Annotated in this window: 26 protein-coding genes; 11 read left to right on the forward strand and 15 right to left on the reverse strand. The window is 64.4% G+C overall.

Features of this window, described 5'->3' with window-relative positions; translation table 11 throughout:
• Nucleotides 1-9: 9 nt before the first annotated feature.
• Together JDO7802_RS10670 and phaZ are read right to left on the reverse strand one after the other, a co-directional pair.
• Nucleotides 10-594, reverse strand: coding sequence for a DUF6151 family protein (locus JDO7802_RS10670; RefSeq protein ID WP_055085407.1), 585 nt, complete (start codon nucleotides 592-594; stop codon nucleotides 10-12).
• On the reverse strand, nucleotides 594-1,922 hold the full coding sequence (phaZ, locus tag JDO7802_RS10675; protein ID WP_055085409.1) for a polyhydroxyalkanoate depolymerase: 1,329 nt from the start codon (nucleotides 1,920-1,922) through the stop codon (nucleotides 594-596). The genes JDO7802_RS10670 and phaZ overlap by 1 nt, the downstream gene beginning before the upstream one ends.
• Before the next feature lie 124 nt (nucleotides 1,923-2,046).
• Between phaZ and JDO7802_RS10680 the strand changes: the two genes are divergently transcribed.
• From JDO7802_RS10680 to phaR, 4 genes are all read left to right on the forward strand, one after another.
• Nucleotides 2,047-3,873, forward strand: coding sequence for a PHA/PHB synthase family protein (locus tag JDO7802_RS10680; RefSeq protein WP_083481128.1), 1,827 nt, complete (start codon nucleotides 2,047-2,049; stop codon nucleotides 3,871-3,873).
• 112 nt (nucleotides 3,874-3,985) lie between these two features.
• Nucleotides 3,986-5,392 carry a peroxidase family protein gene (locus JDO7802_RS10685; RefSeq protein ID WP_187298128.1) on the forward strand — a complete coding sequence of 469 codons (1,407 nt, stop codon included), beginning with the start codon at nucleotides 3,986-3,988 and terminating at the stop codon, nucleotides 5,390-5,392.
• 225 nt (nucleotides 5,393-5,617) lie between these two features.
• Nucleotides 5,618-6,067 carry a phasin family protein gene (locus tag JDO7802_RS10690; protein WP_055087209.1) on the forward strand — a complete coding sequence of 150 codons (450 nt, stop codon included), beginning with the start codon at nucleotides 5,618-5,620 and terminating at the stop codon, nucleotides 6,065-6,067.
• Nucleotides 6,068-6,183: 116 nt separating this feature from the next.
• Nucleotides 6,184-6,753 carry a polyhydroxyalkanoate synthesis repressor PhaR gene (phaR, locus tag JDO7802_RS10695; RefSeq protein ID WP_055085413.1) on the forward strand — a complete coding sequence of 190 codons (570 nt, stop codon included), beginning with the start codon at nucleotides 6,184-6,186 and terminating at the stop codon, nucleotides 6,751-6,753.
• A gap of 55 nt (nucleotides 6,754-6,808) precedes the next feature.
• Here the strand turns inward: phaR and JDO7802_RS10700 are convergent, their stop codons facing one another.
• Together JDO7802_RS10700 and JDO7802_RS10705 are read right to left on the reverse strand one after the other, a co-directional pair.
• A complete protein-coding gene (locus tag JDO7802_RS10700; protein ID WP_055085416.1) occupies nucleotides 6,809-8,044 on the reverse strand; it encodes a hypothetical protein in 1,236 nt (411 codons plus the stop codon).
• 84 nt (nucleotides 8,045-8,128) lie between these two features.
• Nucleotides 8,129-9,499 (reverse strand): aminotransferase, encoded by a 1,371-nt coding sequence (locus JDO7802_RS10705; RefSeq protein WP_055085418.1) that lies wholly within the window; start codon nucleotides 9,497-9,499, stop codon nucleotides 8,129-8,131.
• 168 nt (nucleotides 9,500-9,667) lie between these two features.
• Between JDO7802_RS10705 and otnK the strand changes: the two genes are divergently transcribed.
• Genes otnK through JDO7802_RS10735 form a run of 6 tightly spaced genes read left to right on the forward strand, consistent with a single transcriptional unit; the run spans nucleotide 9,668 to nucleotide 14,799 of the window.
• Nucleotides 9,668-10,936: a 3-oxo-tetronate kinase gene (otnK, locus tag JDO7802_RS10710; protein ID WP_055085420.1), complete on the forward strand. Its 1,269-nt coding sequence runs from the start codon at nucleotides 9,668-9,670 to the stop codon at nucleotides 10,934-10,936.
• 15 nt (nucleotides 10,937-10,951) lie between these two features.
• Nucleotides 10,952-11,566 (forward strand): DUF4178 domain-containing protein, encoded by a 615-nt coding sequence (locus JDO7802_RS10715; protein ID WP_055085422.1) that lies wholly within the window; start codon nucleotides 10,952-10,954, stop codon nucleotides 11,564-11,566.
• Nucleotides 11,563-12,834 (forward strand): DUF4178 domain-containing protein, encoded by a 1,272-nt coding sequence (locus JDO7802_RS10720; protein WP_055085424.1) that lies wholly within the window; start codon nucleotides 11,563-11,565, stop codon nucleotides 12,832-12,834. The genes JDO7802_RS10715 and JDO7802_RS10720 overlap by 4 nt, the downstream gene beginning before the upstream one ends.
• Nucleotides 12,835-12,838: 4 nt before the next feature.
• The gene (locus tag JDO7802_RS10725; RefSeq protein WP_055085427.1) at nucleotides 12,839-13,027 is read left to right on the forward strand and encodes a hypothetical protein; all 189 of its coding nucleotides are present in this window, start codon (nucleotides 12,839-12,841) and stop codon (nucleotides 13,025-13,027) included.
• 30 nt (nucleotides 13,028-13,057) lie between these two features.
• Nucleotides 13,058-13,285: a DUF350 domain-containing protein gene (locus tag JDO7802_RS10730; RefSeq protein ID WP_055085429.1), complete on the forward strand. Its 228-nt coding sequence runs from the start codon at nucleotides 13,058-13,060 to the stop codon at nucleotides 13,283-13,285.
• Complete coding sequence (locus tag JDO7802_RS10735; protein ID WP_055085430.1) at nucleotides 13,282-14,799, forward strand: polyamine aminopropyltransferase; 1,518 nt, start codon at nucleotides 13,282-13,284, stop codon at nucleotides 14,797-14,799. Before JDO7802_RS10730 ends, JDO7802_RS10735 begins: the two co-directional genes overlap by 4 nt.
• On the opposite strand, the gene speD is transcribed toward JDO7802_RS10735, so the two are convergent.
• From speD to JDO7802_RS10790, 11 genes are all read right to left on the reverse strand, one after another.
• Nucleotides 14,769-15,116, reverse strand: coding sequence for an adenosylmethionine decarboxylase (gene speD / locus JDO7802_RS10740; protein ID WP_055085432.1), 348 nt, complete (start codon nucleotides 15,114-15,116; stop codon nucleotides 14,769-14,771). The two genes, JDO7802_RS10735 and speD, sit on opposite strands and share 31 nt — an antisense overlap.
• Nucleotide 15,117: 1 nt before the next feature.
• Complete coding sequence (gene dtd / locus JDO7802_RS10745; RefSeq protein WP_055085434.1) at nucleotides 15,118-15,555, reverse strand: D-aminoacyl-tRNA deacylase; 438 nt, start codon at nucleotides 15,553-15,555, stop codon at nucleotides 15,118-15,120.
• 10 nt (nucleotides 15,556-15,565) lie between these two features.
• On the reverse strand, nucleotides 15,566-16,447 hold the full coding sequence (locus JDO7802_RS10750) for a carbohydrate kinase family protein (protein WP_055085436.1): 882 nt from the start codon (nucleotides 16,445-16,447) through the stop codon (nucleotides 15,566-15,568).
• A gap of 67 nt (nucleotides 16,448-16,514) precedes the next feature.
• Entirely contained in the window at nucleotides 16,515-17,630 is a 1,116-nt protein-coding gene (locus JDO7802_RS10755) for a TFIIB-type zinc ribbon-containing protein (protein ID WP_245624231.1), read from the reverse strand.
• Nucleotides 17,631-17,632: 2 nt separating this feature from the next.
• Nucleotides 17,633-18,169, reverse strand: coding sequence for a cytochrome b/b6 domain-containing protein (locus JDO7802_RS10760; protein WP_055085438.1), 537 nt, complete (start codon nucleotides 18,167-18,169; stop codon nucleotides 17,633-17,635).
• 19 nt (nucleotides 18,170-18,188) lie between these two features.
• Complete coding sequence (locus JDO7802_RS10765) at nucleotides 18,189-18,452, reverse strand: hypothetical protein (protein WP_055085440.1); 264 nt, start codon at nucleotides 18,450-18,452, stop codon at nucleotides 18,189-18,191.
• Nucleotides 18,452-19,558 (reverse strand): SPFH domain-containing protein, encoded by a 1,107-nt coding sequence (locus JDO7802_RS10770; RefSeq protein WP_055085442.1) that lies wholly within the window; start codon nucleotides 19,556-19,558, stop codon nucleotides 18,452-18,454. The genes JDO7802_RS10765 and JDO7802_RS10770 overlap by 1 nt, the downstream gene beginning before the upstream one ends.
• A 106-nt stretch (nucleotides 19,559-19,664) precedes the next feature.
• Entirely contained in the window at nucleotides 19,665-20,618 is a 954-nt protein-coding gene (locus JDO7802_RS10775; RefSeq protein WP_055087211.1) for a DUF2927 domain-containing protein, read from the reverse strand.
• A 5-nt stretch (nucleotides 20,619-20,623) separates the two neighbouring features.
• Nucleotides 20,624-21,817, reverse strand: coding sequence for a toxic anion resistance protein (locus tag JDO7802_RS10780; protein WP_055085444.1), 1,194 nt, complete (start codon nucleotides 21,815-21,817; stop codon nucleotides 20,624-20,626).
• A gap of 3 nt (nucleotides 21,818-21,820) precedes the next feature.
• On the reverse strand, nucleotides 21,821-22,702 hold the full coding sequence (locus JDO7802_RS10785) for a 5-bromo-4-chloroindolyl phosphate hydrolysis family protein (protein ID WP_055085446.1): 882 nt from the start codon (nucleotides 22,700-22,702) through the stop codon (nucleotides 21,821-21,823).
• Nucleotides 22,703-22,882: 180 nt separating this feature from the next.
• Nucleotides 22,883-23,590 carry a glutathione S-transferase N-terminal domain-containing protein gene (locus JDO7802_RS10790; protein WP_055085448.1) on the reverse strand — a complete coding sequence of 236 codons (708 nt, stop codon included), beginning with the start codon at nucleotides 23,588-23,590 and terminating at the stop codon, nucleotides 22,883-22,885.
• Between the two features lie 255 nt (nucleotides 23,591-23,845).
• On the opposite strand from JDO7802_RS10790, the gene metZ reads away from it, so the two are divergent.
• Nucleotides 23,846-25,039: an O-succinylhomoserine sulfhydrylase gene (gene metZ / locus JDO7802_RS10795; RefSeq protein ID WP_055085451.1), complete on the forward strand. Its 1,194-nt coding sequence runs from the start codon at nucleotides 23,846-23,848 to the stop codon at nucleotides 25,037-25,039.
• Nucleotides 25,040-25,167 lie beyond the last annotated feature (128 nt).

Here is a 25,167-nt window from a genome sequence, read left to right on the forward strand (position 1 = left end):
CGGTACGCGTCAGCTTCGCAGGCCCATCAACGCTGCCGCCCGCTCTTCCCTGCTCAGGACTTGGGGCTTGCGTGTCGGGGCACCCTCGTCGTCGAAAAACGGCGTGTCGCGCCATTCGCCGTTCAGGTTCTTGGCCGCCATGCGCGACACCATCCGACCGACCATTCGGGGCAGCCCTTCGTTGCGGACCTTGCCACCGGGCGACGGCACAAACGCGCGGGCCTTTACCTTGCCGACGGCTTCGGGGCGATCCAACCGGTCGGTGTTCACGCCCACATGCACCAGCCTGGCCTTTAGCGGGGTGAAGAACAGCGGTGTGTTGCAGCAGGTTGCGAACCAGCGCAGCGCGCCCTTGGGCGTGTGTCGAAAGACGCGCAGGTTCTCGCCGCCTTCGGTGATCCTGACCCGGTCTTGCGTGGTCTGCAGGATGCCGACCTTTTCGGGATCGGCCAAGCCAAGGTGCGTGTAGGCCGATCGGCAGTCTTTGCAGTGACAGACGATGTTCGTGTAGGCTGCGGGAGACACATCGCGGATCTCGCCACGAAGTGCCCCGCAGGTGCAGGCGAAGCCGAGGGTTTCGCCCCCGCCACCCATCACACGGCGATCTTGCCGGATTGATCGAGCGGCTTGGGCATGTCGTCTTCGACCGAGCGAAGTTTGGCTTGACCTGTGGCTTTCGCCGTGGGCTTCCGGCCAGCGTTGGAGTCGATGAAGTCGAGGACGAGCGGACGGATGTTCCGCCGCCAGCTGCCGCCGGCGAAGATGCCGTAATGGCCAGCCTCGGGTTCGATGTAATTGGCCTTCATGCTGTCGGGCAGGCCGGTCAGCAGACCGTGCGCGGCGACACATTGACCGGGGGCGGAAATGTCGTCCTTGCCCCCTTCGACGGTCTTGACGGCGACATCCGTGATCTTGCCGATATCGACCTTATGTCCGTCGACGACGAACTCGTTCTTGGCGATCTCAAGACCTTTGAAGATGCGCTCCACCGTCGAAAGGTAGAATTCGGCGGGCATATCCATGACCGACAGATATTCGTCGTAGAATTTATTGTGCTTGTCGTGGTCCGACGCGGTGCCGTTGGCCACCGCCAGCACTTGGTTCCACATTGCGGTGGCGTGGGTTTCGCGGTTCATGGAGATGAACGACGACAGTTGAAGCAGGCCCGGATAGACCATCCGGCCGACGCCGGCGTAGGAGAAGCCGACCCGCTGGATCGCGGATTGCTCTAACTGGCCCATGGTGACACGGGCACCGAAATCGGTGACGTCGGTGGCGGCGGCATCGGGGTCGATGGGGCCGCCGATCAGCGTCAGGGTCGCGGGCTGCGCCTCCGGCTCCTGCTCGGCCAACAGGGCGGTCGCGGCAAGGGTCAGCGGGGCGGGCTGACAAACGGCGATGACGTTGATGTCGGGCCCCAGCTCCTTCATGAAATCGACGAGATAGAGGGTATAATCCTCCACGTCGAACTTGCCCTTCGATACGGGAATGTCGCGGGCATTGTGCCAGTCGGTTATATAGACGTCAGCGTCGGGCAGCAGCGATACGACCGTGCTGCGCAGCAGCGTGGCGTAGTGGCCGGACATGGGCGCGATGAGCAGGATTCGCCGCGCCATCGGGTCGCGACCTTGAACGTTGAAGTGAATCAGGTCGCCGAACGGACGCTCCAACACGGTCTCGATCTCGACGATACGGTCGGTTCCGTCGGAGCTCGAAACGGGGGCCAGGTTCCAGTCGGGTTTGGCATTCATGCGACCGAAACTGCGTTCCGTCACCTCTCCCCAGGCAGCCAACATCTTGAAAGCAGGGTTGGGAACCATGGCAGTGGCAGGAAAACTGCCCATCGTGCGCGCGGTCGCGCCGATCCAGGCATTCGCATTCCGCATCGTTTCCATCATGTCGTAGGCGGCCATGAAGCGCATAAGCGAAACTCCCATCTGGCGAACAGGGGGCGGTTGTGCCAACCCCTGTGAAAACAACGTCTTTGCGTGTAGAAAAGACGGTAAGTTACTTAGCAGTCGCAGCATTGCGGCGGGAAGGCAAGAAATGTCGGATGGCGATCACGTGAATGAGGCCAACCGTGTCGAAGGTGAAACGGATCATGCCGCAGCGGACCGATTGACCACCAATCTTGCCAAGATGGACAGCCTGACCAAGCGGTTGGTCGGTGCACTGGCCGCGAAACGCACCTCTGACCCCGGACTTCAGGGACCAGGACCCGAGCTTTATGCCAAGGCGATGGCGGCCTACTGGGCCGAGATGGCGTCGAACCCCGGCAAGCTGATCGAACGGCAGGTGGGATATTGGGGGCAGGCCCTCAAACACGCGGTCGAAGCGCAGGCGGCCCTGACGCAGGGAGTGGCCCATCCAGCCCCGGACACGCAGCCAAAGGACCGGCGGTTCGCCAACCCGTTGTGGGACGCGCATCCGTATTACAACTTCCTCAAGCAGCAATATCAGATCAGCGCGAATGCGATCAGCGATACGGTCAAGGACCTTGACGGGCTGGACCGGGCCGACAAGCGGCGGGTCGAATTCTTCAGCCAGCAGATCGTGGATCTCTTTGCCCCGACGAATTTCTTGGCGACCAACCCCGAAGCGATGCAACGCGCCGTCGAAACCGAGGGCGACAGCCTGGTAAAGGGTCTGGAAAACCTGGTGCGCGACATCGAGGCCAACCAGGGCGACTGGCTGGTGACGCTGGCCGACCCGGAGGCGTTTCAGGTGGGAGGCAACATCGCCACCACCCCCGGCAGCGTCGTCTTCCGCAATCGCATGTTCGAGTTGATCCAGTACGAGCCGACCACCGCGAAGGTGCATGCGACACCGCTGATCCTGTTTCCGCCGTGGATCAATAAGTTCTACATCCTCGACCTGAAGGAAAAGAATTCGCTTATCAAATGGATCGTGGATCAGGGCTATACCCTGTTCGTGTGCAGTTGGGTGAACCCGGACGAAACCTACGGGGACACCGGCTATGCCGATTACGTGGACGAAGGCTTCCTGACCGCGATCGACGTCGTCAAGGAGATTACGGGCCAGGAGAAGGTCAACGCGATCGGCTATTGTATTGCCGGCACGACGCTTGCGGCGACGCTGGCACTGTTGTCGCGGCGCGGGGACACGTCGATCAAGTCGGCCACGTTCTTCACCACCTTGGCCGATTTCGAGGATCCGGGCGAGATGGGCGTCTTCCTGGACCACGATTTCATCGAAGGAATCGCACGCGAGGGGAAGGCCAAGGGCTATCTCGACAAGTTTTTCATGGGCCGGACGTTCAGCTATCTGCGCTCCAACGACCTCGTCTACGGTCCCGCGATCAAGTCGTACATGCTGGGGGAGGCACCGCCTGCCTTCGACCTTCTGTTCTGGAACGGGGACGGCACGAACCTGCCCGGTCCGATGGTGACGGAGTACCTGACCAAGCTGTGCCTGAACAACGAATTGGCATCCGGCGAATTCGAATTGCTGGGCGAGACGGGCCTGGGTCTTGCGGATGTGACGGTGCCGCTGTGTGATATCGCCTGCGAAACCGATCACATCGCTCACTGGCGCGGCGCGTGGGAAACGGCGCGCAAATTCGGATCGGACGACAAGACCTTCATCCTATCCCAGTCGGGCCATATCGCGGGCATCGTGAACCCGCCCAGCCGCAACAAGTACGGCCATTATGTCAATGGTGACACCGCCGAGACGGCAGATGCCTGGCTGACCAACGCCGATTTCCACGAAGGCTCCTGGTGGCCGCGGTGGGAGAAGTGGCTGGGCAAGCAGTCGGGCAAGAAGGTCGCGGCCCGGGCGCCGGGCGGACCCGATCATCCGGTGCTTGCTGCAGCCCCCGGAACCTACGTCCTGCCCAAGGATGCCGCCTGACGGCCTGACCGCGCGAATCGAGACGCGCAAGACGGGTTTCCCTTACTGATGGCAGCGCCCCGAACCGACTAAGTTGACCATGCGTCAATCTGGATCGAAAGGGAGCAAGACCATGAGTGCATCATCTGGAACAACCCCCCACGGCATGATGAAGGGGACGGCCATGGCGATGAAGGTCGCCTGCGATGGCCATCGCGACGGCAGTCAGACGATGGGGCATCGCCCGGTCGCGAAACTGGGCAGTGCCGAAGCCCCACACGTCGCCGCACAGCGCAGTTTCGGGCGGCTGTTCGACCATCAGGCCGATCAGCCCGACCCAGACGCCATTTCCGAACTTGCGGCCCGCATGGTCGAAGGACCGGACGACGCGGTGGACGGGCCGGCGGATGCGGGCACCGCCTTCTTCGGTCAGTTCATCGACCACGACCTGACGCTGGACGCGACGACCCAACTGGGCGAGGCCGCCCGGCGGGTAGAGGAGATCGAGAATTTCCGAACTCCGCGTTTCGACCTCGACTCGGTCTATGGGTCCGGCCCGGAGGTGGATCCCTGGCTCTACGGTCAGCAGGACGAGGGCCGAGGACTGGCTTTCGGACGGGGCTGGGCCGCCGGCACGCAGGGCAATCCGCTGGACCTCCAGCGCAACTGCAATGACCGCGCCCTGATCGGCGATCCGCGCAACGACGAAAACCTGTTCATCAGCCAGATCCACGGCCGCCAGTTCGTGGCCGAGCACAATCGCCTGCTGGGCGAGGCGAGCGGGACGGTCGAACATCGCTACGAAGTCGCGCGTGAAGGGCTGACGCATGCGTATCAGCGTCGCATCCTGCACGAATTCCTGCCGGCGGTCGTCGACCAGTCGGTCCTGGATCCACTTGTGCAGGGGGCCATGGACGGAAATCTGCCCGGTCCGATATCGTGGGATTGCGCGCCCGACATGCCGGTTGAGTTTGCCGCGGCGGCGTTCCGGTTCGGCCACTCGATGATCCGGCAGACCTACGCCCTCAACGACGCGCACGAGGAGGAGGATATCTTCTCACCGGTCAACGCGGGATTTTCCCCGGTGGCACGGGCGCACAACCTCGACATGGCGCGGTTCTTTGGGCCACAGGCGCAACGATCCCGACCCATCAACACCAAGATCGCCGCGGACCTCATCTCTTTGCCGACGAACATCGTCGGGCGGATGCCCGGCCTGTCGGAGGCCGAGGACGCCAAGGCGCGCAACCTGGCGGACCGCAACATGCAGCGCGGTCAGCACACCTTCCATCTGCCCACCGGAGAGACCGTGGCGCAGGCCATGGGGGTTGACGTGCTCGACCCGCATCCCGACGTCGCGGACCTCGGCCTGACCGGAATGACCCCGCTGTGGTTCTACATCCTGTGGGAAGCGGAGAATACCGGCGGGCGCCTTGGAGCGGTCGGCGGAATGCTTGTCGCGGGGACGATCCTGAACCTGATGCTGCGTGACAAGATGTCGATCCTGCACACCGAGGAGGCCGCGCGCGCCGTTGCCTGAGTGATGAAACCATTGGTAGTATGGCCGCGCGGACGCTCCGTGCGGCCATTGCGCTTCCGCAAGGGCACCTTTCGCCGCAACTGCGAAAAAAATGTTATGCCGCAGTGCAGAAACATCTTGATTTGCTGCGGTGCAGCATGTATCTGTTTGTCAGCCGATGAGGAAGTTCGGCCCGATGGTCGGGCAGACCTCTCGACACCGACAAAGCGACCAATGGAGAATATCATGACCAACAAGAGCCAAGACTTCACCAAGTACATGACCGACATGATGGGGTCTTTCCCCGTCGACACGTCCGCGATGTCCGAAGCCTTCAAGACGCAGGCCGCCTTCGCCGAGAAGATGTCCAAGGTCGCTCTGCAGGCCGCCGAGCAGTCCGCCGAGATTTCGCACAAGTGGACCCGTGAGACCCTGTCGAAGATGGCACCCGTCACTTCGATCAAGGACGAGCCGGCCGACTACGCCAAGTCCATGACCGATTTCGCCTCGGCCTCCGCCGAAGTCGCGACCGAGAACATGGCCGCCTTCGCCGAGATCGCCAAGAAGGTTCAGATGGAAACCGTTGAGCTGATGATGGCTGCCGGCAAGGAAGCCCAGGAAGACGCGACTTCCGCCGTCAAGAAGGCCACTGCCGAAGCCACGACGGCGACGAAGAAAGCCGCTTCCGCCAAGTAAGGCGTCAAGCGATCGCTGAATTCGAGGGGCGGAGCCGCAAGGTTCCGCCCTTTTCGTTTGCGCTTTGCGAATGTGTCGCTACGCTTCTCTGCACTGCAACATCGGGGAGGCAGGAGATGTCGGACGCAACGAAGACGCTGCTGATCAAGCGCTATGCCAGCCGGCGGCTCTACAACACCGAGACCAGCGACTATGTCACGCTGGAGGATATCGCCGGGTTCATCCGCGCCGGTCGAGAGGTGCAGATCGTCGATCTGAAATCGGGCGATGACCTGACCCGATCCTATCTGCTCCAGATCATTGCGGAACATGAATCCAAGGGGGAATCCGTTCTCCCGTTGGGCGTGCTGACCGACCTCGTCCGCAGCTATACCGGGACGGCGCAATCGGTCGTTCCCGAATTCCTGGCCTCCAGCTTCGAGATGCTACGCTCCGGCCAATCGAAGATGGTCGAGAACATGACGGCCATAAACCCGATGTCGCAAATGCCCGGCTTCAAGGCGATGCAGGAAAGTCAGGCGGCCTTTTTCAAGGCGATGACCGGCGGCCGCTTCCCCGAAACGATTTTGCCCGAAGGCCAGGAAGCCGAGCAACCCGCCGGCGAAAGCCAGTCTAAAGAAGAGCTGGACGCGATCCGCAAGCAGTTGGCGGATATGCAGGCCATGCTTGCGAAGATGAACAAGTAGGGACGGTGCCGTCCCGATGGCCGATCGGCCGCCGGGACGTGGTCGCGACCGGGCCCTAGGGTGCCGGAACGTATCGCTCCAGCAGCAGCCGTACGGACCCTTCGCTGTCGTCGATCAGTCGCACGCCCAGCGTATAGCGCCCCGGCAACAGACGGGTGGCCAGAAAACTGTCCAGCCCGTCCGGCCCGTCGTCGTTTTCCCCGATGCGGCGTCCCACTCGGTCGAACAGCGTCACTGCCGGGTCCGTCCCGTTTCCGATCGCTTCGGTTAGGACAAGCCCGCCACTCGGCAGATCGAAGCTGAACCAGACGGTATCGCCGCTGGCCGCGACGTCCCGCAGCATGGCTGTCTCCAGCGCGCCCAGATCGGTCACGGTCACGCTGTCTGCCGCCGTCGGCGCGAATTCCGCGGCGTTCAAGCGGCGCAGCCGATCCGCCGCAGGATCGAAGGCTTCGACGCCAACGTCCATCGCGTTGCCGGTCCCGTTCAGATCCTCGATCTCGATGCAGTAATCGCCCGGTTGCAGGGTTTGCGTCATGTCGATCCGCGCATTCAACCCATCGTGATCGTCGTTTTCGCCCAACACGGTCCCGCGCGCGTCCAGAAGCCGGATCAGCGGGTCGCCCGTTTCGCTGTCGGCGAAGACGGAAATCGGTGACGGTTCGGTGAGGGAGAAGCCAAGGGCGGGCACCTCCTCGACGGTCAGGTTCGCGCTCATGTCGCCGGTCAGGTCCGACAGGCCCAGCCCGTTGCCCAGCCGTGCCATTCCCGGTTCGAAACACGCGGCCCCGGTGCCTGCCGTTTCGGGCGTGATCGCCGGTGTCGACGGAGCAGGGGCCGGGGTATCGTCGCCGAAGGCCGCCGCCGTTCCGATGCGGACGGAAACGTCGGTGATGCCGGATTCGTAGCTGCGCGCGGCCAGACAATAAGTGCCCGCCGGCAACGACGACGTGATGCGGCTGGCAAAATCGTCGCCCGAGTCGTCGTCTGCGGCCACCTCGGTCCCGTCTGCAGCGTAGACCGAGATGTAGGGGTCACCGGACGGCACGGCAGAGACTTCGATGCGCACATCCGTCTGATCCGACAGGGTGAACATGCGCACCAGATGTCCGGCGATGGGCACTTGGCCGTCCGCGTCGAACACCTCGTCCGCTGCGGCAAGGTCGGAGGCGGCTTCGTCCCCGCCGACCCAATCGCCAACGACGCTGATGCCGCCGCAGATGGGCGCCTGTGCATAGGCGGGAGCAGCGGCGGCAAGGGCCAATGCGGTCCCAGTCAAAAACAGCTTCATCGAAATCTCTCCTCGGCACATTCGAACGAAGGGTAGGCCGGGCCCCGATGCCGGGGCAACGCGAATGCGCACCGGCCCGATCCGTCAGCCGACCTCGGCAAAGACCTTGTTCAAGGCGCGGGAGAGTTTGTCGAACATCTCCTCCATCTGCGCGTCCGTCATGATGAACGGCGGGCACAGGACGATGGATTGCCCCAAGGGGCGACAGATCAGGCCGTGATCGGTGCAGGTGTTGGCGATGCGTTCGGACACCGAAAGATGCCCCTCGAACGGCGTCTTCGTGGCCTTGTCACGCACCGCTTCCAATGCGCCCATCAGGCCGCGACCGCGCCATTCGCCAATATGCTCATGCTGCGCCAGCTTGGCCAGACCGGCCTCGAACGTGGGGATCAGGTGGTTCACGTTGTTCAAAAGCCCGCCGTTCATGACCAGATCGATGGATTTGAGCGCGATGGCGCAGCCGACCGGGTGGCCCGATGCTGTGAACCCGTGGGGAAACTCTTCGATCACATCGACGGCGCGTTGCAACCGATCCGACAGTTCGGGGCCGAGGATGACGGCCCCCATGGGAAAGAAGCCGGCCGTAAGCGCCTTGGAGGAGATGATGGCGTCGGGCACGAAGCCATAGCTTTCGCAGCCCCACAGCGCCCCGGTGCGGCCGAAGCCGGTGATGACCTCGTCCGCGATGATCGGAATGCCGTGACGACGCAGCACCGGCAACATCGCGTCGAAGTAACCATCGCAGGGCGGGATCACGCCACCCGCGCCCTGAACCGGTTCGGCGAAGAAGCCGGCGATGGTGTCCGCGCCTTCGGTGGCGATCATCTGCTCCAATTCGTCGACCAGACGGGCCAGGAACTCCGCCTCGCTTTCGCCGTCGCGGCCTTCCCGCCAGTAGTGCGGGCAGGTCAGGTGCAGGAAGCCGGGAAGGGGCAGACCGAACACGGCATTGTAGGGTTTGGCCGTCATCGACGCGGAAACGGCGGTGACGCCGTGGTAGGCGTTGCCGCGCGTGATGATCTTGCGGGCCTGCGGGCGCCCCTCGGCCCCATGCAGGAACCAGAGCATCTTGACCATCGTGTCGTTCGCTTCGGACCCCGAGTTGGTGTAGAACACCTTTCCATCCTCGAACGGCGACACCTCGACCAGTTTCTCGGACAACATGACGGCCTGATCGGACATGCGCCCGAAGAACGCGTGATAGCCGGGGAAGGCGGCGTATTGCGCTTGGGCGGCTGCCGTCAGATCCGGGTGATCGAAGCCCGCGATCATGTTCCAAAGGCCTGAATTCGCGTCGAGATAGCGCGTGCCGTCGGTGTCGACGACATAGGGTCCTTCGCCATGCGTCAGAACGACCGTGCCCCGCTCCGCGATCGAAGGCAGGTCGGTGAAGCCGAAGAAGCTGTGCGCCTTGGCGCGCGCGTCCCATGAATTCGGCAGGCTGGTATCGGGCATGTTGACCTCGTGAATGGTAGCCGGACGCTACGCCCGCTGCGGTGCGTCGTCCATCGGGATTCGCCATTCCGGGCGCGACCTCCTTGCATCACTCGGATGGTAAATGATGGTCGAAACCTTTCAAAACCTTCTGACGGCGGCGCAGGGTTGAGCGGGGAGAATTTAACGATGTCGAACACGTTTTTCGGAGCGATCGCGGACGATTTCACGGGCGCGACCGACCTGGCGGCGATGCTGTCGCGGGCCGGTGTTCCCGTCACCTTGCGCATTGGGTTGCCCGAAGGCGGCGGCGACACCGCGACGGCCTTCGAGGTGATCGCGTTGAAGATCCGCACCAATCCGGTCGATGACGCCGTTGCCGAGGCGCGCGCCGCCTATCGCTGGCTGAAGGCGCAGGGGGCCCGGCGCATCTTCTGGAAATATTGCTCCACCTTCGATTCCACTCAACGGGGAAACATCGGGCCGGTCGCCGAGGCGCTGATGACCGAGATGGGCCTGGACCTTACGGTGCATTGCCCAGCGTTTCCCGAAAACGGTCGACGCGTGTTCATGGGCAATCTGTTCGTAGGCGACCAGCCCCTGCACGAAAGCCCGATGAAGGATCATCCGCTGACGCCGATGCGCGACGCGAACCTCCAACGTCTTCTGGGACCGCAGGTTCAACGTCAGACCGGGGCGGTACCGTATCCGACCGTGCGGGCGGGGGTGGCTGCCGTGCGAGACGCGTTGGAACGGCTGCAGGGTCATGTCGTGCTGGACGCGGTGGAGGATGCGGACCTTGCCACGCTGGCGCAGGCCATCCACGACATGCCGCTGATCTGCGGCGGATCGGCCATTGCCCAGCCGCTTCCGGCCCTCTGGCGCGAGGCGGGGGCGATGGGATCGCCCGGCAATACGCCCCTTCCGACGGCAGGGGGGGGGCAGATCGTGCTGTCGGGGTCTTGTTCCGCGATGACGCGCGCACAGGTGGGGACTTACCTAAAGGTCGCTGCAGGCTATCGCCTTGATCCGCTGGAACTGGCGAAGGGCGACGCGCTGAAGGACGCGCGCGCCTGGCTCGCCGCCCAGGACCCGGCCGCGCCCAAGATCGTCTTTGCGACCGCCGAACCGAAGTCGATCGCCGCCGCGCAGGAAAAGCTGGGTGTCGGGCGAGCCGGTGCGCTGGTGGAGGATGCGCTGGCGCAACTGGCCCGCGACGCCAGGGCGATGGGCATCGGGCGCATCGTCGTCGCCGGCGGCGAGACGAGCGGGGCCGTCACCCGCGCGCTGGATGTGGATCGTCTGCGCATCGGCCCGGAAATCGCTCCGGGCGTGCCCTGGTGCTTCGCCGATGGCGGTCTGGCCCTTGCACTCAAGTCGGGAAATTTCGGGGCCGAGAGCTTTTTTACCGACGCCTTTGAAATGCTGGACCACGGGGCTGCGTCCTCCGCCGCCTGACGCTAGGGTGCCGATATGAGCGACCGATCCTGTCCCAACTGCGGCGCGGCCTTGCCCGAAATTCTGGCCCATGCGCGCATGGTGAACTGCGACTTCTGCGGCACCTCCGTCGTGCTGGAGGATGAGGTTCTTCTGAACGCGGGCACGTCCGGAGAAATGGTCACTGCACCAGCCCTGATCGAAATCGGTCGCGCGGTACGACTGCCAGGGGGCGAGTTCATTGCGACGGGCCACGTGCGCTACGACTACGGTCGTGGCCATTGGGATGAATATCACGGAGCCTTGGACGGCGACGGGCTGTGGGTCTCCGTGGACGAGGGGGACGTCGTCGCACAACAGGCGATAGATGCGCCGAAGGGTGCCGACCGGGGGACGTTCAGGCTGGATGCGACCCTTGAGTTCGACGGCGTGACCTATCGCTGCACCGAGGTGTCCAATGCCACCGCCGTCGCCTTCCGCGGCCAACTGCCGGAGCCGATCGTCCTGGGCGATACACATCTGTACGCGAACTTTTCGGGGCCGGGCGGGATGCTCTTGTCCGGGGAAAGCTGGGACGGCGGATCCGCCTGGTTCGCGGGTCGGTGGATCGATCCCTTCGATATGAAACCTGCCGACGGGATCGCATCGTGACGGGAACGACGCGCGCCATCGATTGCACGAACTGCGGCGCGGGCCTGGCGGTTTTGGGGGGTGGCCGGGTCAACACGCAGGTCTGCGGCTATTGTGGTGCGTCGCTGGATGCCAACGATGCTTACCGCGTGCTGAAGGTCTGGGACGGGATGGAGCGGCCAAGCTCACCCTTCGGCCTTGGCATGACCGGCGCGATCGACGGCGTCACCTTCACTGTGATCGGCACGCTGGGCCAGCGGGAGGTTTGGGGGCGACAGGTGTGGGAATGGGTCGATCACCAGCTGTTTTCGCCCACCCACGGCTATGCCTGGCTGACGGTGGAGGACGGCCATTGCGTCCTGACCCGCAAGCTGCGCGACGGGCCGATGCACAGCTTTCTCACGTCGGCAAAGGTCGAACGGGCCGAGACGCCGCCGCGTCTGTCCTGGAAAGGAACGCGGTATCGCTACTACGCGACGACGAATTGGGAAACGACCTACGTCGAGGGGGAGTTCAACTGGCGGCCCGAACGGGGGCGCACGGGCACGACCGTCACGGTGATGTCCGACGACCCTGCGGACGGGATGCTGGCCTTCGTGGAGCCGGTGGGCGGCGCGGAGCGGGAGATCGAGCGCAGCCATCTCTGGCCCGGCGCGCAGGCCGCCTTCGGCGTCGAAGCGCCCGTGCGCGTCCATGGCCAACACCCCCTGCAGGATATCAAGGCCGCCATCGGTCCGATGATGATCGCCTGGTTCGCCGGGCTGGCGGTGGCCGCCGTGGCGCTGGGGTTTGTGGTGGTGGCGATGCAGCCGGACCCGCAGCGCCTGTTCAGCGGATCGCCCCAGGACCTGCCGCCCGAAATCGTATTCGCCGTCAGCGACACCACCCGTCCCGCGCGGGTCGAACTGTTCCACGATCTGCGCAATGCCTTCGCCGGATACGAGGTGCAACTTACGGCCCCCGACGGCACCGCACTTGCCGATACCTACCGCGAGATCAGCTATTATTCCGGCGGGTCCGGGGAAGACTCCTGGAGCGAGGGCAGTCGCAGTCAGACCCTGAACTTCGTGCCGCCCATGGCCGGGGACTACACCCTCTCGGTTGCGTCCGAGAGTGGAGGGGCCACCTCGGGTGCGTTCCGGGTCACGTTCCGCGAGGGGCGACTGAATGCCTTTTGGCTCTGGGCGGCGGCGGGTCTGTTCGGACTTTGCGCCGCGGCGATTCCCTTCTTCGGCCTTGCCAAGCGCAGTGCCCGGTGGAAGGGCTCGGACTGGTCATCGGAGGGGTAGGGACATGAATTTCGGGCGTCTCGTCATCATGGCCCTGTCGCTTGCGCTGCTGGGCGGCGCGGCCTGGGCCAGTTTCACCAGCTACGGCCTGTCGATGAGCCGGGATGTGGGTGTCGCGGCCGCGGCCCGCGGGGCCTCGATCCGCAGCGGATCGATCGGAGTGGGCGGTGTGGGTCGGCTGCGCGTGAAATGATGCAGAACATATTGAAATAGGGAGACATCCATGACCGCCTTCGACGGTATCCTCTTTTCCGAAGTCGTCTCGACGATATTCTACACGTTCTTCGGCCTCTCGCTTTTGCTGGCCTGCTGGTGGCTGATCGAATTGTTCACGCCATTCTCGCTCCGCAAGGAGTTGGAGGAGGATCAAAATACCGCCATCGCCATCGTGATGGGGGCCATGTTCATTTCCCTGGCCATCATCATCGCGGCCATCCTTCGGACCGCGTGACGCACACGACCGGGGCCCCGCGTCGCGCCCAGATCTGGCTGCTGGCGACCACGCTGGTCGTCGCGGTCGCGGGCCTGATCTACGAGTTGATCGCGGCGACCGTCTCCTCCTACCTGCTGGGGGATTCCATCCGCCAGTTCAGCTTCGTGATCGGCGTCTTCCTGTCGGCGATGGGGGTGGGGGCCTTCCTGTCACGCTACGTCGATGATGCCGTCACCGGTTTCGTACGCGCCCAGATCGGGCTGGGCCTGATCGGCGGGTTCGCGGCCCTTTTGACATTCTATACCTACGCGCAGACCGAGGCGGTGGCCCTGCCGCTGTATGGCACGCTGTTCGCGGTCGGCGCGCTCTCGGGGATGGAGATCCCGCTGCTGGCGCGCATCCTGAACCAGATCGGTGCGGGCCGCTTCCGGTTCGAGAATGTGCTGTCGTTCGACTACCTCGGGTCGCTTCTGGCCGCATTGGCCTTTCCGGTGCTGATCGTCCCGAACCTGGGGCTGATCGCGGCGGGTCTGGCGTTCGGGATGCTGAACCTGGCGGTCGCGGGCGGCACGATCTGGCTTTTCCGCGCGCGTCTTTCACGCGGTACGATGGCCGCATGGGGCGCGGCGACGGCACTGGTCGCGGCGACGTTGATGTGGTCGGGGCCGATCGCGGCGTCGGTGAACGCGACGCTTTACGACGACACGGTGATCTTCGATCGGCGCACGGAGTATCAGCAGGTTACTGTTACCCGGTTTCGCGACCGCACGCGGCTGCATCTGGATGGGGCAATCCAGTTCGATACCGCGGACGAGGCGCGCTACCACGAGTTTCTGGTCCATCCCGCCATGGCCCAGGCCCCCCGCCGCGCCCGCGTTCTGGTGCTGGGCGGGGGCGACGGGATGGCGGTGCGCGAAGTGCTGCGGTGGGACGATGTGGCGGCGGTGACCTTGGTCGATCTGGACCCGGCGGTTACGGCGCTTTTCCGCGACCGGGACGACCTTGCCGGGCTTAACGATCGTGCCTTGCGCGACGCGCGGGTGGAGGTCGTGAATGCCGACGCCTTCGTCTGGGTGCGGAATGCCGAGACGGCGTTCGACGTCGTGATCATGGATTTGCCTGACCCCAAGAATATCTCTCTGTCAAAGCTTTACACGGTAGAGTTCATGCGGCTGCTGAAGCGTCGCATGTCGGCGCAGGGCGTGCTGGTCACGCAGGCCGGATCGCCGATGTTCGCGGGCGATGCCTTCTGGATCGTGGCGCAGACGCTGGCGACCGAATGGTCGGTCACGCCGTACCGGTCTTATGTGCCAAGTTTCGGTCTGTGGGGGTTCGTGCTGGCGCGGCCCGACGGTATGGTGCCGCGCATGGCCGATTTCCCCGGCGGGCTGACGGTATTGACCCCCGACGCTTTTGCGGCCGCGCAGGTTTTCGATGGCGGGACCGGGCCGCGCGACGTGCCCGTCAATACGCTGTCCACCCATCCGTTGCCACGCGCCTATCAGGCGGGCTGGGAGGAATGGTTCCGCTGACCACGGGGCAAGATCGTCCGGCTGCTGTCGCGCGGGCAAAGGGCGGCGTCCAGCGCGTCGGCCGCCGCCGTCACATTCGCATCGCCACACATGAAGATGTCGAGGGCGGCGTAGCCATGTTCGGGCCACGTGTGGATGGTGATATGACTTTCCGCCAGCAACAGCACGCCGGTGATGCCGCCACCGTCGAAGGGGTGAAAATGGGCGGCAAGAACCGTGGCACCCGCGACCCGCGCCGCATCGCGCATCGCCGTCTGCAGCGCTTCCGCATCCAGTGCACCGCCCCAGTGTTCCAGGATCAGATGCTGGCCGATCACCTCAGCGCTCCATCGGGATGGTGACGGGACCGTCGTTGACCAGATGGACCGACATGTCGGCCCCGAACCGGCCCGTTCCGACGACGATGCCCGTGCCGCGAAGGCAGGCCACGAAGTGTTCGTAAAGATGTCGCCCGACGTCCGGCGGGGCCGCGGCGGAGAAGCCCGGTCGGTTCCCGGATGATGTGTCGGCGGCCAGGGTGAACTGGCTGACCACCAGGGCCCCACCGCCGGTGTCTAGAAGCGAGCGGTTCATCCGCCCCGCGTCATCGCGGAAGATGCGCAGCTTAGAGATGCGCCCGGCCAATGCTTCGGCATTCGCCTCGGCGTCCCCTTGCATCGCACAGATCAGAACAAGGACACCGGGGCCGGTGCGCCCGACGGTTTCGCCCGCGATTTCGACATGGGCCTGGCTGACGCGTTGGACAAGAGCCTTCACCGCGCCGCCGTCACAGCTCGCGGGCCCAGGGCGGGTTTGCCCCAGCACGGCTCACGGTGATCGCGGCTGCCGCCACGCCCAGTTCCAGCGCCGCGCTTAGATCGGTGTCCGACGGTGTGGATTTGGTCAACGCGCCGGCACGGTGCAGACCGGCCAGAAGGCCCGCGTTGAATGTGTCACCCGCGCCGACCGTGTCGATGACGTCGACCGTGGGGGCGGGGACATGGATTTCCGCGTCCTCGGTCAGGGCGCGCACGCCCTTGGCCCCTTCGGTCAGGCACAGCACCCTTGCCCCCGCGGCCAGAACGTCATCGGGTTTCATGCCCAGCCAATCCATGTCCTCGTCCGACAGCTTCACGATGTCGGCCACCGCCAGCAGCCGGTCGAGGCGGGCGCGAAACACGTCTGTGTCCTTGATGAAGCCGGGGCGGATGTTCGGGTCGATCATGATCGGCAGGTTTGCATGGCCAAGCGCCAATGCCTCGTAGGCCTGCGCGCACGGCTCCACCGCCAGGCTGATGCCGCCGATGAACAGCGCGTCCACCCCGGTCATGTCGGGCGCATCCCACGGGGCCAGCATCCTGCCTGCGGTGCCTTCGTCGTAGAAGGCATATTCCGCGTGGCCGTCCGTCAGGGTGACGAAGGCAAGCGTGGTGGGCCGGTCGCTGACGGCGGCGCGGTTTTCCACCCGGCTTTCGACCAGATCCGCGGCCAGACGCTGACCAAACAGGTCCGACGACAAACCGGTGTGCAGCGCGACGGGTGCCCCCAGACGTCCCAGGGCGATGGCGGTGTTGAACACGGCCCCACCGGTTGCGGGGTAAAATCCGGGCCCGTCCGCCGTGTCGCGGGGCAGCATGTCGATCAGGGCCTCGCCCGCGCAAAGGATCATCGGCGTCTCTCCTGTTTTGGCGATCTGCTAGCGCGGAAGGACCCAAAGGGCCAGCGGGGACCGTCGCCTATTGCGCACCGTAGAGCGCCAGCGCGATCCCCGCCACGATAAGCGCGGCGATAACGGCCAACGCGATCTTGATCTTGGAGTACGGGCGTTCGCCCTGAACCCGGCCCGTCTGACCGTTGACGACGAAGCGATAGCTTTCGCCGCCGTACTTGTAGGCCGCGACCCAGACCGGCAGCAGGACATGCTTGAAGGTCACGTCCGACATGGCGGTGTCGATCCGGCTGATCCGTTGCTGGTCGCCGCCGATGTCCATGCGCACGTCCCGCGCGATCACCGCGTCCATTCGCGCCCGTGCCTCGACCAGCCCGGCCTCCAGATCGACGCGGTAGGCCTCGGCCCGGAACCCGGCAAGGTATTGCGGGGTATAGGGGGCCAGACCCGACAGATCCCACGGTTCCAACGCGTCGGTATGCGCCTTGGGCAGGGAGGTTGAGGCCAGGATCACCACGTCGTCAAAAAACCGCCGAACCCGGCCCGACCGGGGCGTCCAGCGGACCTTGGGCACCTGAACGCGCGTGGGTTTGCCGTCGCGCATAACGGTCTGCGTGACGTAGTAGACATCCCCCCGATGCCCTGAATACCGGCTGTCGGTCTGGGCATCGAAGGTCCAGAACGGGACATAGATGCCGGACATCTTCTGCCCCTTGCGGGCATATTTCTGAAGACCGTTGGGTGCGAACCACAGGTTGCCCAGCCAGTCGTCCATCGCCTTGTGCGCCTGTGCCTCCTGCAAATCGAACGGCAGGACGGCGGCGGGTTTGATGTGGCGGTTGGTGCCGGTTCCCGTGACCACGGGTGTGGCGCAGAACGGGCATTCGGCGGCATGGATTGCCGGGTCGAATTCCACCTGGGCGCCGCAATTCGGACAATTGAGGACGCGCGTTTCCTCCTGAACGGCGGCATCGGCGTTCAGGCCTCGGTCGATCGCGATTTCGCGTATCGTGTCGCCACCGCGCGACAGCGGCGTGACGTTTCCGCAATGGTCGCACAGCATCGCGTCGCGGCCCGGATCGAACCGCATGTCGCCGCCGCAGGCATCGCAGGGAAAGCGGTGTTCCTCGGTCTTTGGGATTTCGGGCGGACGCTCAGCTTCGGTAAGGGGAACGGTGGGCAGTTTCACAAGAACCTCTGCAACGCTTTGGGGGCCATGATGCGCAGGGCGTTGTCACGCAACCGGTAATGTCGCCAGATATGATAGGCCGCGTGGAAGGCAACGATCACACCTAGGCCGTAGAATTCCACTGTGTGCAACGTGCCGACCCATTGGTTCGCATCCGGCAGGCCCAGCGGCGGGGCAATGGGCAGGATGGTGCCGGCGAACAGGACGCGACTGGCCGTCAGACCCAGCAAGAAACCCGTGACCGCCACGCCGAACAGCCCCCAGACGATGGTGAGATGCAGGGGCCGGTGAATGGCCCGTGCGACGCCGCGCAGCTTGGGACCGGGGCGCGACGCAAGTCCGAGATAGATCAGCGAGACCGTCCAGCCCAGGCACATCGCCACGAAGACGAGCCCGAAGATCGAGTGCAGTTTGACCGCCCAATTGCCCCAGGCGGCGACGTCGCCGGGCTGCACCAGCAGGAACCAAACGAACAGCGGCAGCATCGACCAATGCAGGGTCTTGAGCCAGGTGCGGCGGGTGGGCAGCTGCATATGCACGCAAGGCGGGGGTCTAGACCCCCGCACCCCCCAAGGTATGTCCGGCCAGAAGAAAATGGCGTTTCATCGGCCCCCTTTCGTAAAGACCCTCTGCCCAAGCCGTCGCAGTGGGGCGAACCCCGCGGTCGATGGCCAGCAGACATCCCGAAACCGAAATCGACCCGGCCGTCTTTGCATCGCGTTCGGCGGCGGCCCGGAAGATCGTGGAAATGGTGTTTCCGGCGACGGCAATTGTACCAGTCCGGACGACGCAATCGAAGGCAGCCACGCGGTGCATCAGACGCCCGGCGGCGGGGGCGGGGGCATCACGGTGAAAAGCTGGGCCAGTTCGTCCACGTCATCGGCTGTTTTCCAGCCATCCTGACCTTGGGTCCAGACGTGGGTTTCGCGCGTGACTTCCCCGTCGGTGACCATCCGGCCCAGCCGCGCCTTGGAGAATGGACCCTTGGTCTGGCCGCCTTCCGCGATGTGCCAGACATGTTCCACGGGCGGGGGCGGGGGGGCTGGTGCCTGCTGTTGTGGACGGGCCCCCCAGGGACCGGCCTGCATCATGTTGCCCATCGCCATGCCCATACCGGCCCCCAGACCCATGCCCATGCCACCGCCCGGTTGCTCTGCGGCGGCCTGCATCGCCTCGGCGGTGGCGTATTGCTGATACTTGTTCAGATCGCCCAGCACGCCCATCGACGTGCGCTTATCCAACGCCTCCTCCACCGCGGGCGGCAGGGAGATGTTCTCGATGTAGAGCTCCGGCACGGTCAGCCCGTAGTCCTGGATCGTCGCGGAAATCTGATCGGCGACGATCTTGCCCAGATCATCGGTGTTCGCCGCCATGTCCAGCACGGGGATGCGCGACCCGGCCAATGCGCGGGACGCCGATTGCACGATCATGTTGCGGATCTGGAACTGGATCTCGTCGCGGGTAAACTCGCCGTCGGTGCCGACGATCTCGGTCAGGAACTTGCCGGGGTCGCCGACCTTGATCGTGTAGGTGCCGAAGGCGCGCAGACGAACGGGGCCGAATTCCGGATCGCGCAGGGTGATCGGATTCTTGGTGCCCCATTTCAGGTCCGTCATCCGGGTGGTGGAGACGAAATAGATCTCGGATTTGAAAGGCGATTTGAAGCCGTGATCCCAATGCTGCAACGTCGTCATGATGGGCATGTTGTTGGTTTCCAACATGTACAGACCTGGCATGAAAACATCGGCCAGCTGGCCTTCGTGGATGAAGACCGCCGCCTGTCCTTCGCGGACCGTCAGCTTGGCACCGTATTTGATCTCATGGCCGTGACGCTCGAACCGGTAGACCAGCGTGTCGCGGGTGTCGTCGGTCCATTCGATGACGTCGATGAATTGGCCGGAAAGGAAATCGAGGATGGACATGGATGGCTCCCTGAGAAATGCCTGTGCCGTCCTGGGACGGTCGAAATCAATAGAACACCTATGCGCGCGCAGGCGTCAGTTGTAGGGGCGCGGCATCGCCACGCGGTCAGACCGGGCCCGATCCGAGCAGATCAGATGCGATCCGGGCGACGATCGGGCGTGCCTCCTCGGCGGTCATCCCGATACGCAGCCGACTGTCGTAGAGCATCGTCAGGAGAAGCTCGTCGTGGCGGGTCAGCAAGGCGAATTCCTCGTCGTCATTGAAGATCGAAGGACGCACCGCAGGATTGTCGTTCGCAAGCCCCAGGCCCTGAGCGATTTCCTCGTGATAGCATGATTGACGGAAAAGATCGGGATGTTCGGCGCGCACGAAGGCGATGGCCGAGACGTAGGCGTTGGGTCGGTCCGACGACGAAGACGCGTAGACCGCGCAATAGGTGGAGCGGCCGAGCGACGTAATCTCCCGCACGGTCTGTTTGGTCAGACCGGGTTCCGCGGCACGGATCTGGGGGCCGAGGCTGCGCTGTTCGTCAATGGTCGCCACGAAGATGTGGTAGTTTCCGCCCGATCCTACGACGCTGATGGGATGGCCGGTCGCGCGCCGCAGACGACTGACATAGGCAAGGATGCGAAGCCGGTCGGCGCGCTGTATTTCCTCGGACACCGAGGGGCTGAAATGGATCTGGACGCGGACGGGTCGATCCCACCGTCGCAACTCCGCCCGGCTTTGACGTGCGATATAGCGCCCGCCGACCTGCGTGTATTCCGAGAACAGCGCGATCCGCTCGAAGTTCCGGGCCAGATCGGCGGCTGAATATCCGACATTCGTCCCGATATCCTGCCGCAGCAGACCCTCGCCCTGAAGCCGGGTCTGCAGGCGCGCATAGAAAAGCGCCAGAGACCTGCTTTCGTCGGACGCGCTGCGGCTGGACGTGGCGACAGCGGGGCTGGGCGGTGGGCGGACGGTCGGCACACCGACCGACCCACCTTGTGGCACGGCACCCGTCTGACAGGCTGCGACGGCAGCCGACAGGACGATCGCCGCAAGGGTCCGAAGCATCCGCATCAGGGGGCGGGAACCGACGTGCCGGTCGTGGTGCCGACCCCGTCCTTGCGCGCGGTGGCCGAGGCCAGCGTTTCGCGCAGTTCCTTTTCCATGATCGTAAGTTCCTTTTCAGCCTCGGCGCGGCGCGCCTTGCCTTCATCGGCGATTTGCAGGCTTTCGTTGATGGTGGCGACCAGATCCTCGTTGGCCTGACGCACAGCCTCGATGTCGAAGACGCCGCGCTCCATCTCGATGCGTACGACGGAGTTGGCCTCCCGCAGGTTCTTCGCGTTCGCCTTCAGCAAATCATTGGTCAGGTCGTTTGCATCGCGCACCGCCTCCGCCGCTTCACGTGAACGTTGGATCGTAACGGCCTGTGCCAGCTGAGTTTCCCAAAGCGGGACGGTGTTGACCAGGGTGGAGTTGATCTTGGTGACCAGGCTCTTGTCGTTTTCCTGAACCAGGCGGATCGACGGCAGCGATTGCATCGTGACCTGTCGCGTCAGTTTCAGGTCGTGGACCCGGCGCTCCAGATCGTCACGCGCGGCGCGCAGGTCGCGCAGCTCCTGACTGCCGATCATCTTGTCGTCGTCGGGCAGGGCCGCGATCTCGGCTTCCTTGGCGGGAATGGCCGTTGCGTCCAGATCGGCGATCTTGGCCTCACCGGCAGCAATATAGAGGCCCAGTTCCTCGTAGAAATCGAGGGTCTTTTCATAGAGCTTGTCGAGTGACTTGATGTCCTTGAGCAATACATGCTCGTGCTTGAGCAGGTCGTCGGTCACCTTGTCGATCTGGCCCTGAACGGTCTCGAACTTGGAGATGAAGTTGGAGAAGGGGGCCGCCCGGCCCAGCAGCTTTTCCCACCAGGACCGTTTGCGCCGCACGTCCAGTTCCGACACCGAAAATCCGCGAATGGTCGATACGATATTGCGCAGACTGTCGCCTGCGGGGCCGACGTCCTTGTTTTTCACATCCGCCAGCATGGCCTGCGAAATCTGCTGCAATTCGGCCTGCGCGGCGGATCCGAAGCTGATGATCGACTGGGTGTTGATCATGTCCAGCTCGGCCATGCGGGTGCGAATTTCCTCGGCCACGGGGGCGGGGGCTTTTTCCAGCGGCACGATTGCCGTGCCCGGCTCTGGCAGGGTGACGGCCGCGATCTGGTCGACTTCCGCCGTGTCCTGGGCGGCCTTCTGGCGGGTGGCGGTATCCATAATTTACTCTCCCGTTGGCAGGCCGTCTGCTTTGAGACGGTCCCGCAAGACTTCGATTTCGACATCCAGATCGGTGCGGTCGGACAGCAGCAGGGTTTCCCGCTTGGCATCGAACCCTCGCTCCAGATCGTCGAGCAGCTTGAAATAATCGGCTTTGGCGGCGGGGTCGCGGCTGACGGCATAGATATCGGCGAACTTCACCGTCGCGTCGCGGGCCCCCATCAGATAGACGCCCAGGAACTTGCGCGCCGACGTCAGGTCGCGGGGGTCGTCTTCCACCGTGCGGAACATGGCGCGGGCCTTGCCGGACAGGCGTTCGACGCGGGCCGTCGCCTCCCGGTCCTTGGCACGCAGGACCGCGTCGTTCATCGCCGTGACATGACGCTCCGCCTCCTCGATCGACCGGGCCACACGCTCGGTCTGGAAGGCATCCACGCCCTCCATTCCCTTGTCGGACATCGGGTCGATGCCGAAGCTGACGATGTGAAGGGCCGCCGCCACCAGGCCATAGACCGCCCCGGCCGGGCCGATTCCGGCGGCGAACATCACACCGATACCCAGCACGACCGCGCCGAATATCTTGCGCGGAAGGGCGGGGCGGCGTGCGATGCGACGCTCGGCCCAGGCCGCTTCTGCCTTGAGCCCCTCGCGCGTCAGAAGCGCCCCGCAGAAGATCGCGGCACCCGCGGCGATGCTGCCGGCAAGGCCGAGCGCGCCATCGGCGAAAAACGCGGTGATGACCGGCAGGATCGCCAGTGCCATCAGGATGGTCGTGCGGGCCTGTCCCCTGAGCGGTGATCTGAGATGCGGGGCGGGCGCGGCGATGGTGCCGGGCATCCCCGATTTGCCCTGAGGGCTGTGCTTGCCGCCATAGCGCTGCGCCATTGCTCAGAGACCCCCGCCCGAAAGCACGCCGACGCCCGCCAGCGCCACGAGCACGGCCAACGCCGCGAAGGCGGTCTTCTGCAATCCAGGTGAGCCCATGCTGCCCGTTCCCTCAGTTCCCTATCGTCACCCTATGACAGATGCGCAGTGCACCGCCAGTGTCACCGGCGAAATCCTGCCTTAGCCCTTCGTCTTGAAAAGCTGGTCCTGCGCGGCCTTGTCCTGGCGAAAATCGCCCCGCTTTTCCGCCGCCAGTGCCCGCCCGGCGATAACCCCCGGCCGCGATCCGACATCGGCGAGCCAGCGCGCCAGGTTCGGTTTGTCGTCCAGCGTCTGCTGCTGCCCTTTCCAGAGCGAGGTCCAGCCCCAAAGGCTCATGTCCGCGATGGAGAAGAAATCGCCGGCGACATAGCGCGTGGCAGCCAGTTGACGGTCCAACACCCCGTAAAGGCGCGCCACCTCCGAACGGTAACGGTCCTTGGCATAGGGCAGGTCGTTGGGCGGATCCATCGCCGGGGCGTATTTCAGGAAATGATGCGCCTGACCGGCCATCGGTCCGACGCCGCCCATCTGCCACATCAGCCATTGGTCCACGGCGATGCGCTCGCGTTCCGTGCTTCCACCGAACCGACCGGTCTTGCGCGCCAGATACTGCAGGATCGCGCCGCTTTCGAAGATGGCGATCGGCGCGCCGTCCGGGCCATCGGGGTCGACGATAGCGGGCATGCGATTGTTCGGGCTGATCTTCAGGAAATCGGGTGCGAACTGGTCGCCCGCGCCGATGTCGATCAGGTGCAGAGTGTAGGGCAAGTCGAATTCATGCAGCGCGATGGACACTTTCCAGCCGTTCGGCGTGGGCCAGAAGTAGAGGTCGATGGGCTGGGTCATGGGGCGCTCCGTCATTAGGTCGCTTTACCCTTTGCCACGGCGGGGCGCGATGCAAGGCATCACCCTTTCGTGCGCGGCGACACTGCCCACCTTGACCGGTGCACGCCCGCGCGATACGCCGCGAGCCGAGGGGATTTGAACCAGCTTGCGGCCCTCGGAGACGTCCGGTCTCGAATTCCGCTAAAGAGGTCCGGGGCGCCTCGCGCCTTCCTCCGAACATCTGGTGTCACGTCCAAGCCCCCCAAGGAGGCCGCCATGAAAGATACCTCGCCCAAATCCCGCAAACCGCGCACCAACGCGGTGCACGCCGGCACCCGCCGCAGCCAGTATGGCGAAGTGTCCGAGGCGATGTTCCTGACCCAAGGCTTCGTCTATCCCACCGCCGAAGCCGCCGAGGAGCGGTTTTTGAACGCCGGGCGCGATGACTTCATCTACGCCCGGTACGGCAATCCGACCGTCGCGATGTTCGAAGATCGCATTGCGGCGCTGGAAGCGACCGAAGATGCCTTTGCCTGCGCGTCCGGGATGGCGGCGGTGAACGGCGCGATGATGTCCATCCTGCGCGCCGGCGACCATGTGGTCGCGGCCCGCGCGTTGTTCGGGTCGTGTCTTTATATTCTGGAAGAGGTGCTGACGCGGTTCGGGGTCGAGGTGACGCTGATCGACGGCACCGACCTGTCGGCCTGGCAGGCCGCGCTGCGCCCCGACACCAAGGTCGCCTTCTTCGAGACAATCTCAAACCCGACGCTGGAGGTTATCGACATCGCCGGTGTCGCCGACCTGGCCCATGCCGTCGGCGCGCTGGTCGTGGTGGATAACGTCTTCGCCACGCCCACCTACAGCCGGGCGCTCGAACTGGGGGCCGACGTCATCGTCTATTCGACCACCAAGCACATCGACGGGCAGGGTCGCTGTTTGGGCGGTGTGATCTGCGGCAAACAGGATTTCATTCGCGGCACGGTCGAGCCCTATCTCAAGCATACGGGCGGAAGCATGTCGCCTTTCAACGCCTGGGTGATGCTCAAGGGGCTGGAACATCTGGACCTGCGTGTCCATGCCCAGACCGAGACGGCCACGCGCCTTGCCGCGAACCTGACCGATCACCCCAAGCTGACCCGCGTTCTCTATCCCCACGATCCGCGTCACCCGCAGCACGACCTTGCCTGTCGCCAGATGGACGCGGGCGGTACGGTGCTGTCGTTCGAGGTCGCCGGCGGGCGGGAGGGGGCGAACCGCTTCCTCAACGCGCTGGATATCGTCATCATTTCCAACAATCTGGGGGATGCGAAGACGATCGCGACCCCCCCCTACAGCACCACGCATCAGCGGTTGTCCGAGGACCGGAAAGCCACCCTTGGCATCACGCCCGGCCTGATCCGGCTGTCGTGCGGGTTGGAGGATACCGACGATCTGATCGACGACATCCTGACCGCGCTCGACGCCGTCTGAGAGGCGACGATGCGCGAAATGCGATCCGCGCGCGACGATGACCTGCCCGCGCTGATCGACGACGTCGCACGGGCGGGCCGTTTTGCCCGGCATGTGGTCGTATAGAGGTCTTCTGATGTCGCGGAACG

Source organism: Jannaschia donghaensis (genome assembly GCF_001403795.1).
Taxonomy (GTDB): domain Bacteria; phylum Pseudomonadota; class Alphaproteobacteria; order Rhodobacterales; family Rhodobacteraceae; genus Jannaschia; species Jannaschia donghaensis.

What these genes read in the sequence shown, in the direction of transcription:
- JDO7802_RS10705 (WP_055085418.1), bottom strand. Translation starts at nt 9,499, where the DNA reads ATGCCCGATACCAGCCTGCCGAATTCATGGGACGCGCGCGCCAAGGCG.
- metZ (WP_055085451.1), top strand. Translation starts at nt 23,846, where the DNA reads ATGAAAGATACCTCGCCCAAATCCCGCAAACCGCGCACCAACGCGGTG.
- JDO7802_RS10785 (WP_055085446.1), bottom strand. Translation starts at nt 22,702, where the DNA reads ATGGCGCAGCGCTATGGCGGCAAGCACAGCCCTCAGGGCAAATCGGGG.
- JDO7802_RS10690 (WP_055087209.1), top strand. Translation starts at nt 5,618, where the DNA reads ATGACCAACAAGAGCCAAGACTTCACCAAGTACATGACCGACATGATG.
- JDO7802_RS10760 (WP_055085438.1), bottom strand. Translation starts at nt 18,169, where the DNA reads ATGCAGCTGCCCACCCGCCGCACCTGGCTCAAGACCCTGCATTGGTCG.
- JDO7802_RS10670 (WP_055085407.1), bottom strand. Translation starts at nt 594, where the DNA reads ATGGGTGGCGGGGGCGAAACCCTCGGCTTCGCCTGCACCTGCGGGGCA.
- JDO7802_RS10765 (WP_055085440.1), bottom strand. Translation starts at nt 18,452, where the DNA reads ATGCACCGCGTGGCTGCCTTCGATTGCGTCGTCCGGACTGGTACAATT.
- JDO7802_RS10770 (WP_055085442.1), bottom strand. Translation starts at nt 19,558, where the DNA reads ATGTCCATCCTCGATTTCCTTTCCGGCCAATTCATCGACGTCATCGAA.
- JDO7802_RS10725 (WP_055085427.1), top strand. Translation starts at nt 12,839, where the DNA reads ATGAATTTCGGGCGTCTCGTCATCATGGCCCTGTCGCTTGCGCTGCTG.
- JDO7802_RS10700 (WP_055085416.1), bottom strand. Translation starts at nt 8,044, where the DNA reads ATGAAGCTGTTTTTGACTGGGACCGCATTGGCCCTTGCCGCCGCTGCT.
- JDO7802_RS10730 (WP_055085429.1), top strand. Translation starts at nt 13,058, where the DNA reads ATGACCGCCTTCGACGGTATCCTCTTTTCCGAAGTCGTCTCGACGATA.
- JDO7802_RS10775 (WP_055087211.1), bottom strand. Translation starts at nt 20,618, where the DNA reads ATGCTTCGGACCCTTGCGGCGATCGTCCTGTCGGCTGCCGTCGCAGCC.
- JDO7802_RS10680 (WP_083481128.1), top strand. Translation starts at nt 2,047, where the DNA reads ATGTCGGATGGCGATCACGTGAATGAGGCCAACCGTGTCGAAGGTGAA.
- JDO7802_RS10685 (WP_187298128.1), top strand. Translation starts at nt 3,986, where the DNA reads ATGAGTGCATCATCTGGAACAACCCCCCACGGCATGATGAAGGGGACG.
- phaR (WP_055085413.1), top strand. Translation starts at nt 6,184, where the DNA reads ATGTCGGACGCAACGAAGACGCTGCTGATCAAGCGCTATGCCAGCCGG.
- phaZ (WP_055085409.1), bottom strand. Translation starts at nt 1,922, where the DNA reads ATGCGCTTCATGGCCGCCTACGACATGATGGAAACGATGCGGAATGCG.
- otnK (WP_055085420.1), top strand. Translation starts at nt 9,668, where the DNA reads ATGTCGAACACGTTTTTCGGAGCGATCGCGGACGATTTCACGGGCGCG.
- JDO7802_RS10780 (WP_055085444.1), bottom strand. Translation starts at nt 21,817, where the DNA reads ATGGATACCGCCACCCGCCAGAAGGCCGCCCAGGACACGGCGGAAGTC.
- JDO7802_RS10750 (WP_055085436.1), bottom strand. Translation starts at nt 16,447, where the DNA reads ATGATCCTTTGCGCGGGCGAGGCCCTGATCGACATGCTGCCCCGCGAC.
- JDO7802_RS10790 (WP_055085448.1), bottom strand. Translation starts at nt 23,590, where the DNA reads ATGACCCAGCCCATCGACCTCTACTTCTGGCCCACGCCGAACGGCTGG.
- JDO7802_RS10715 (WP_055085422.1), top strand. Translation starts at nt 10,952, where the DNA reads ATGAGCGACCGATCCTGTCCCAACTGCGGCGCGGCCTTGCCCGAAATT.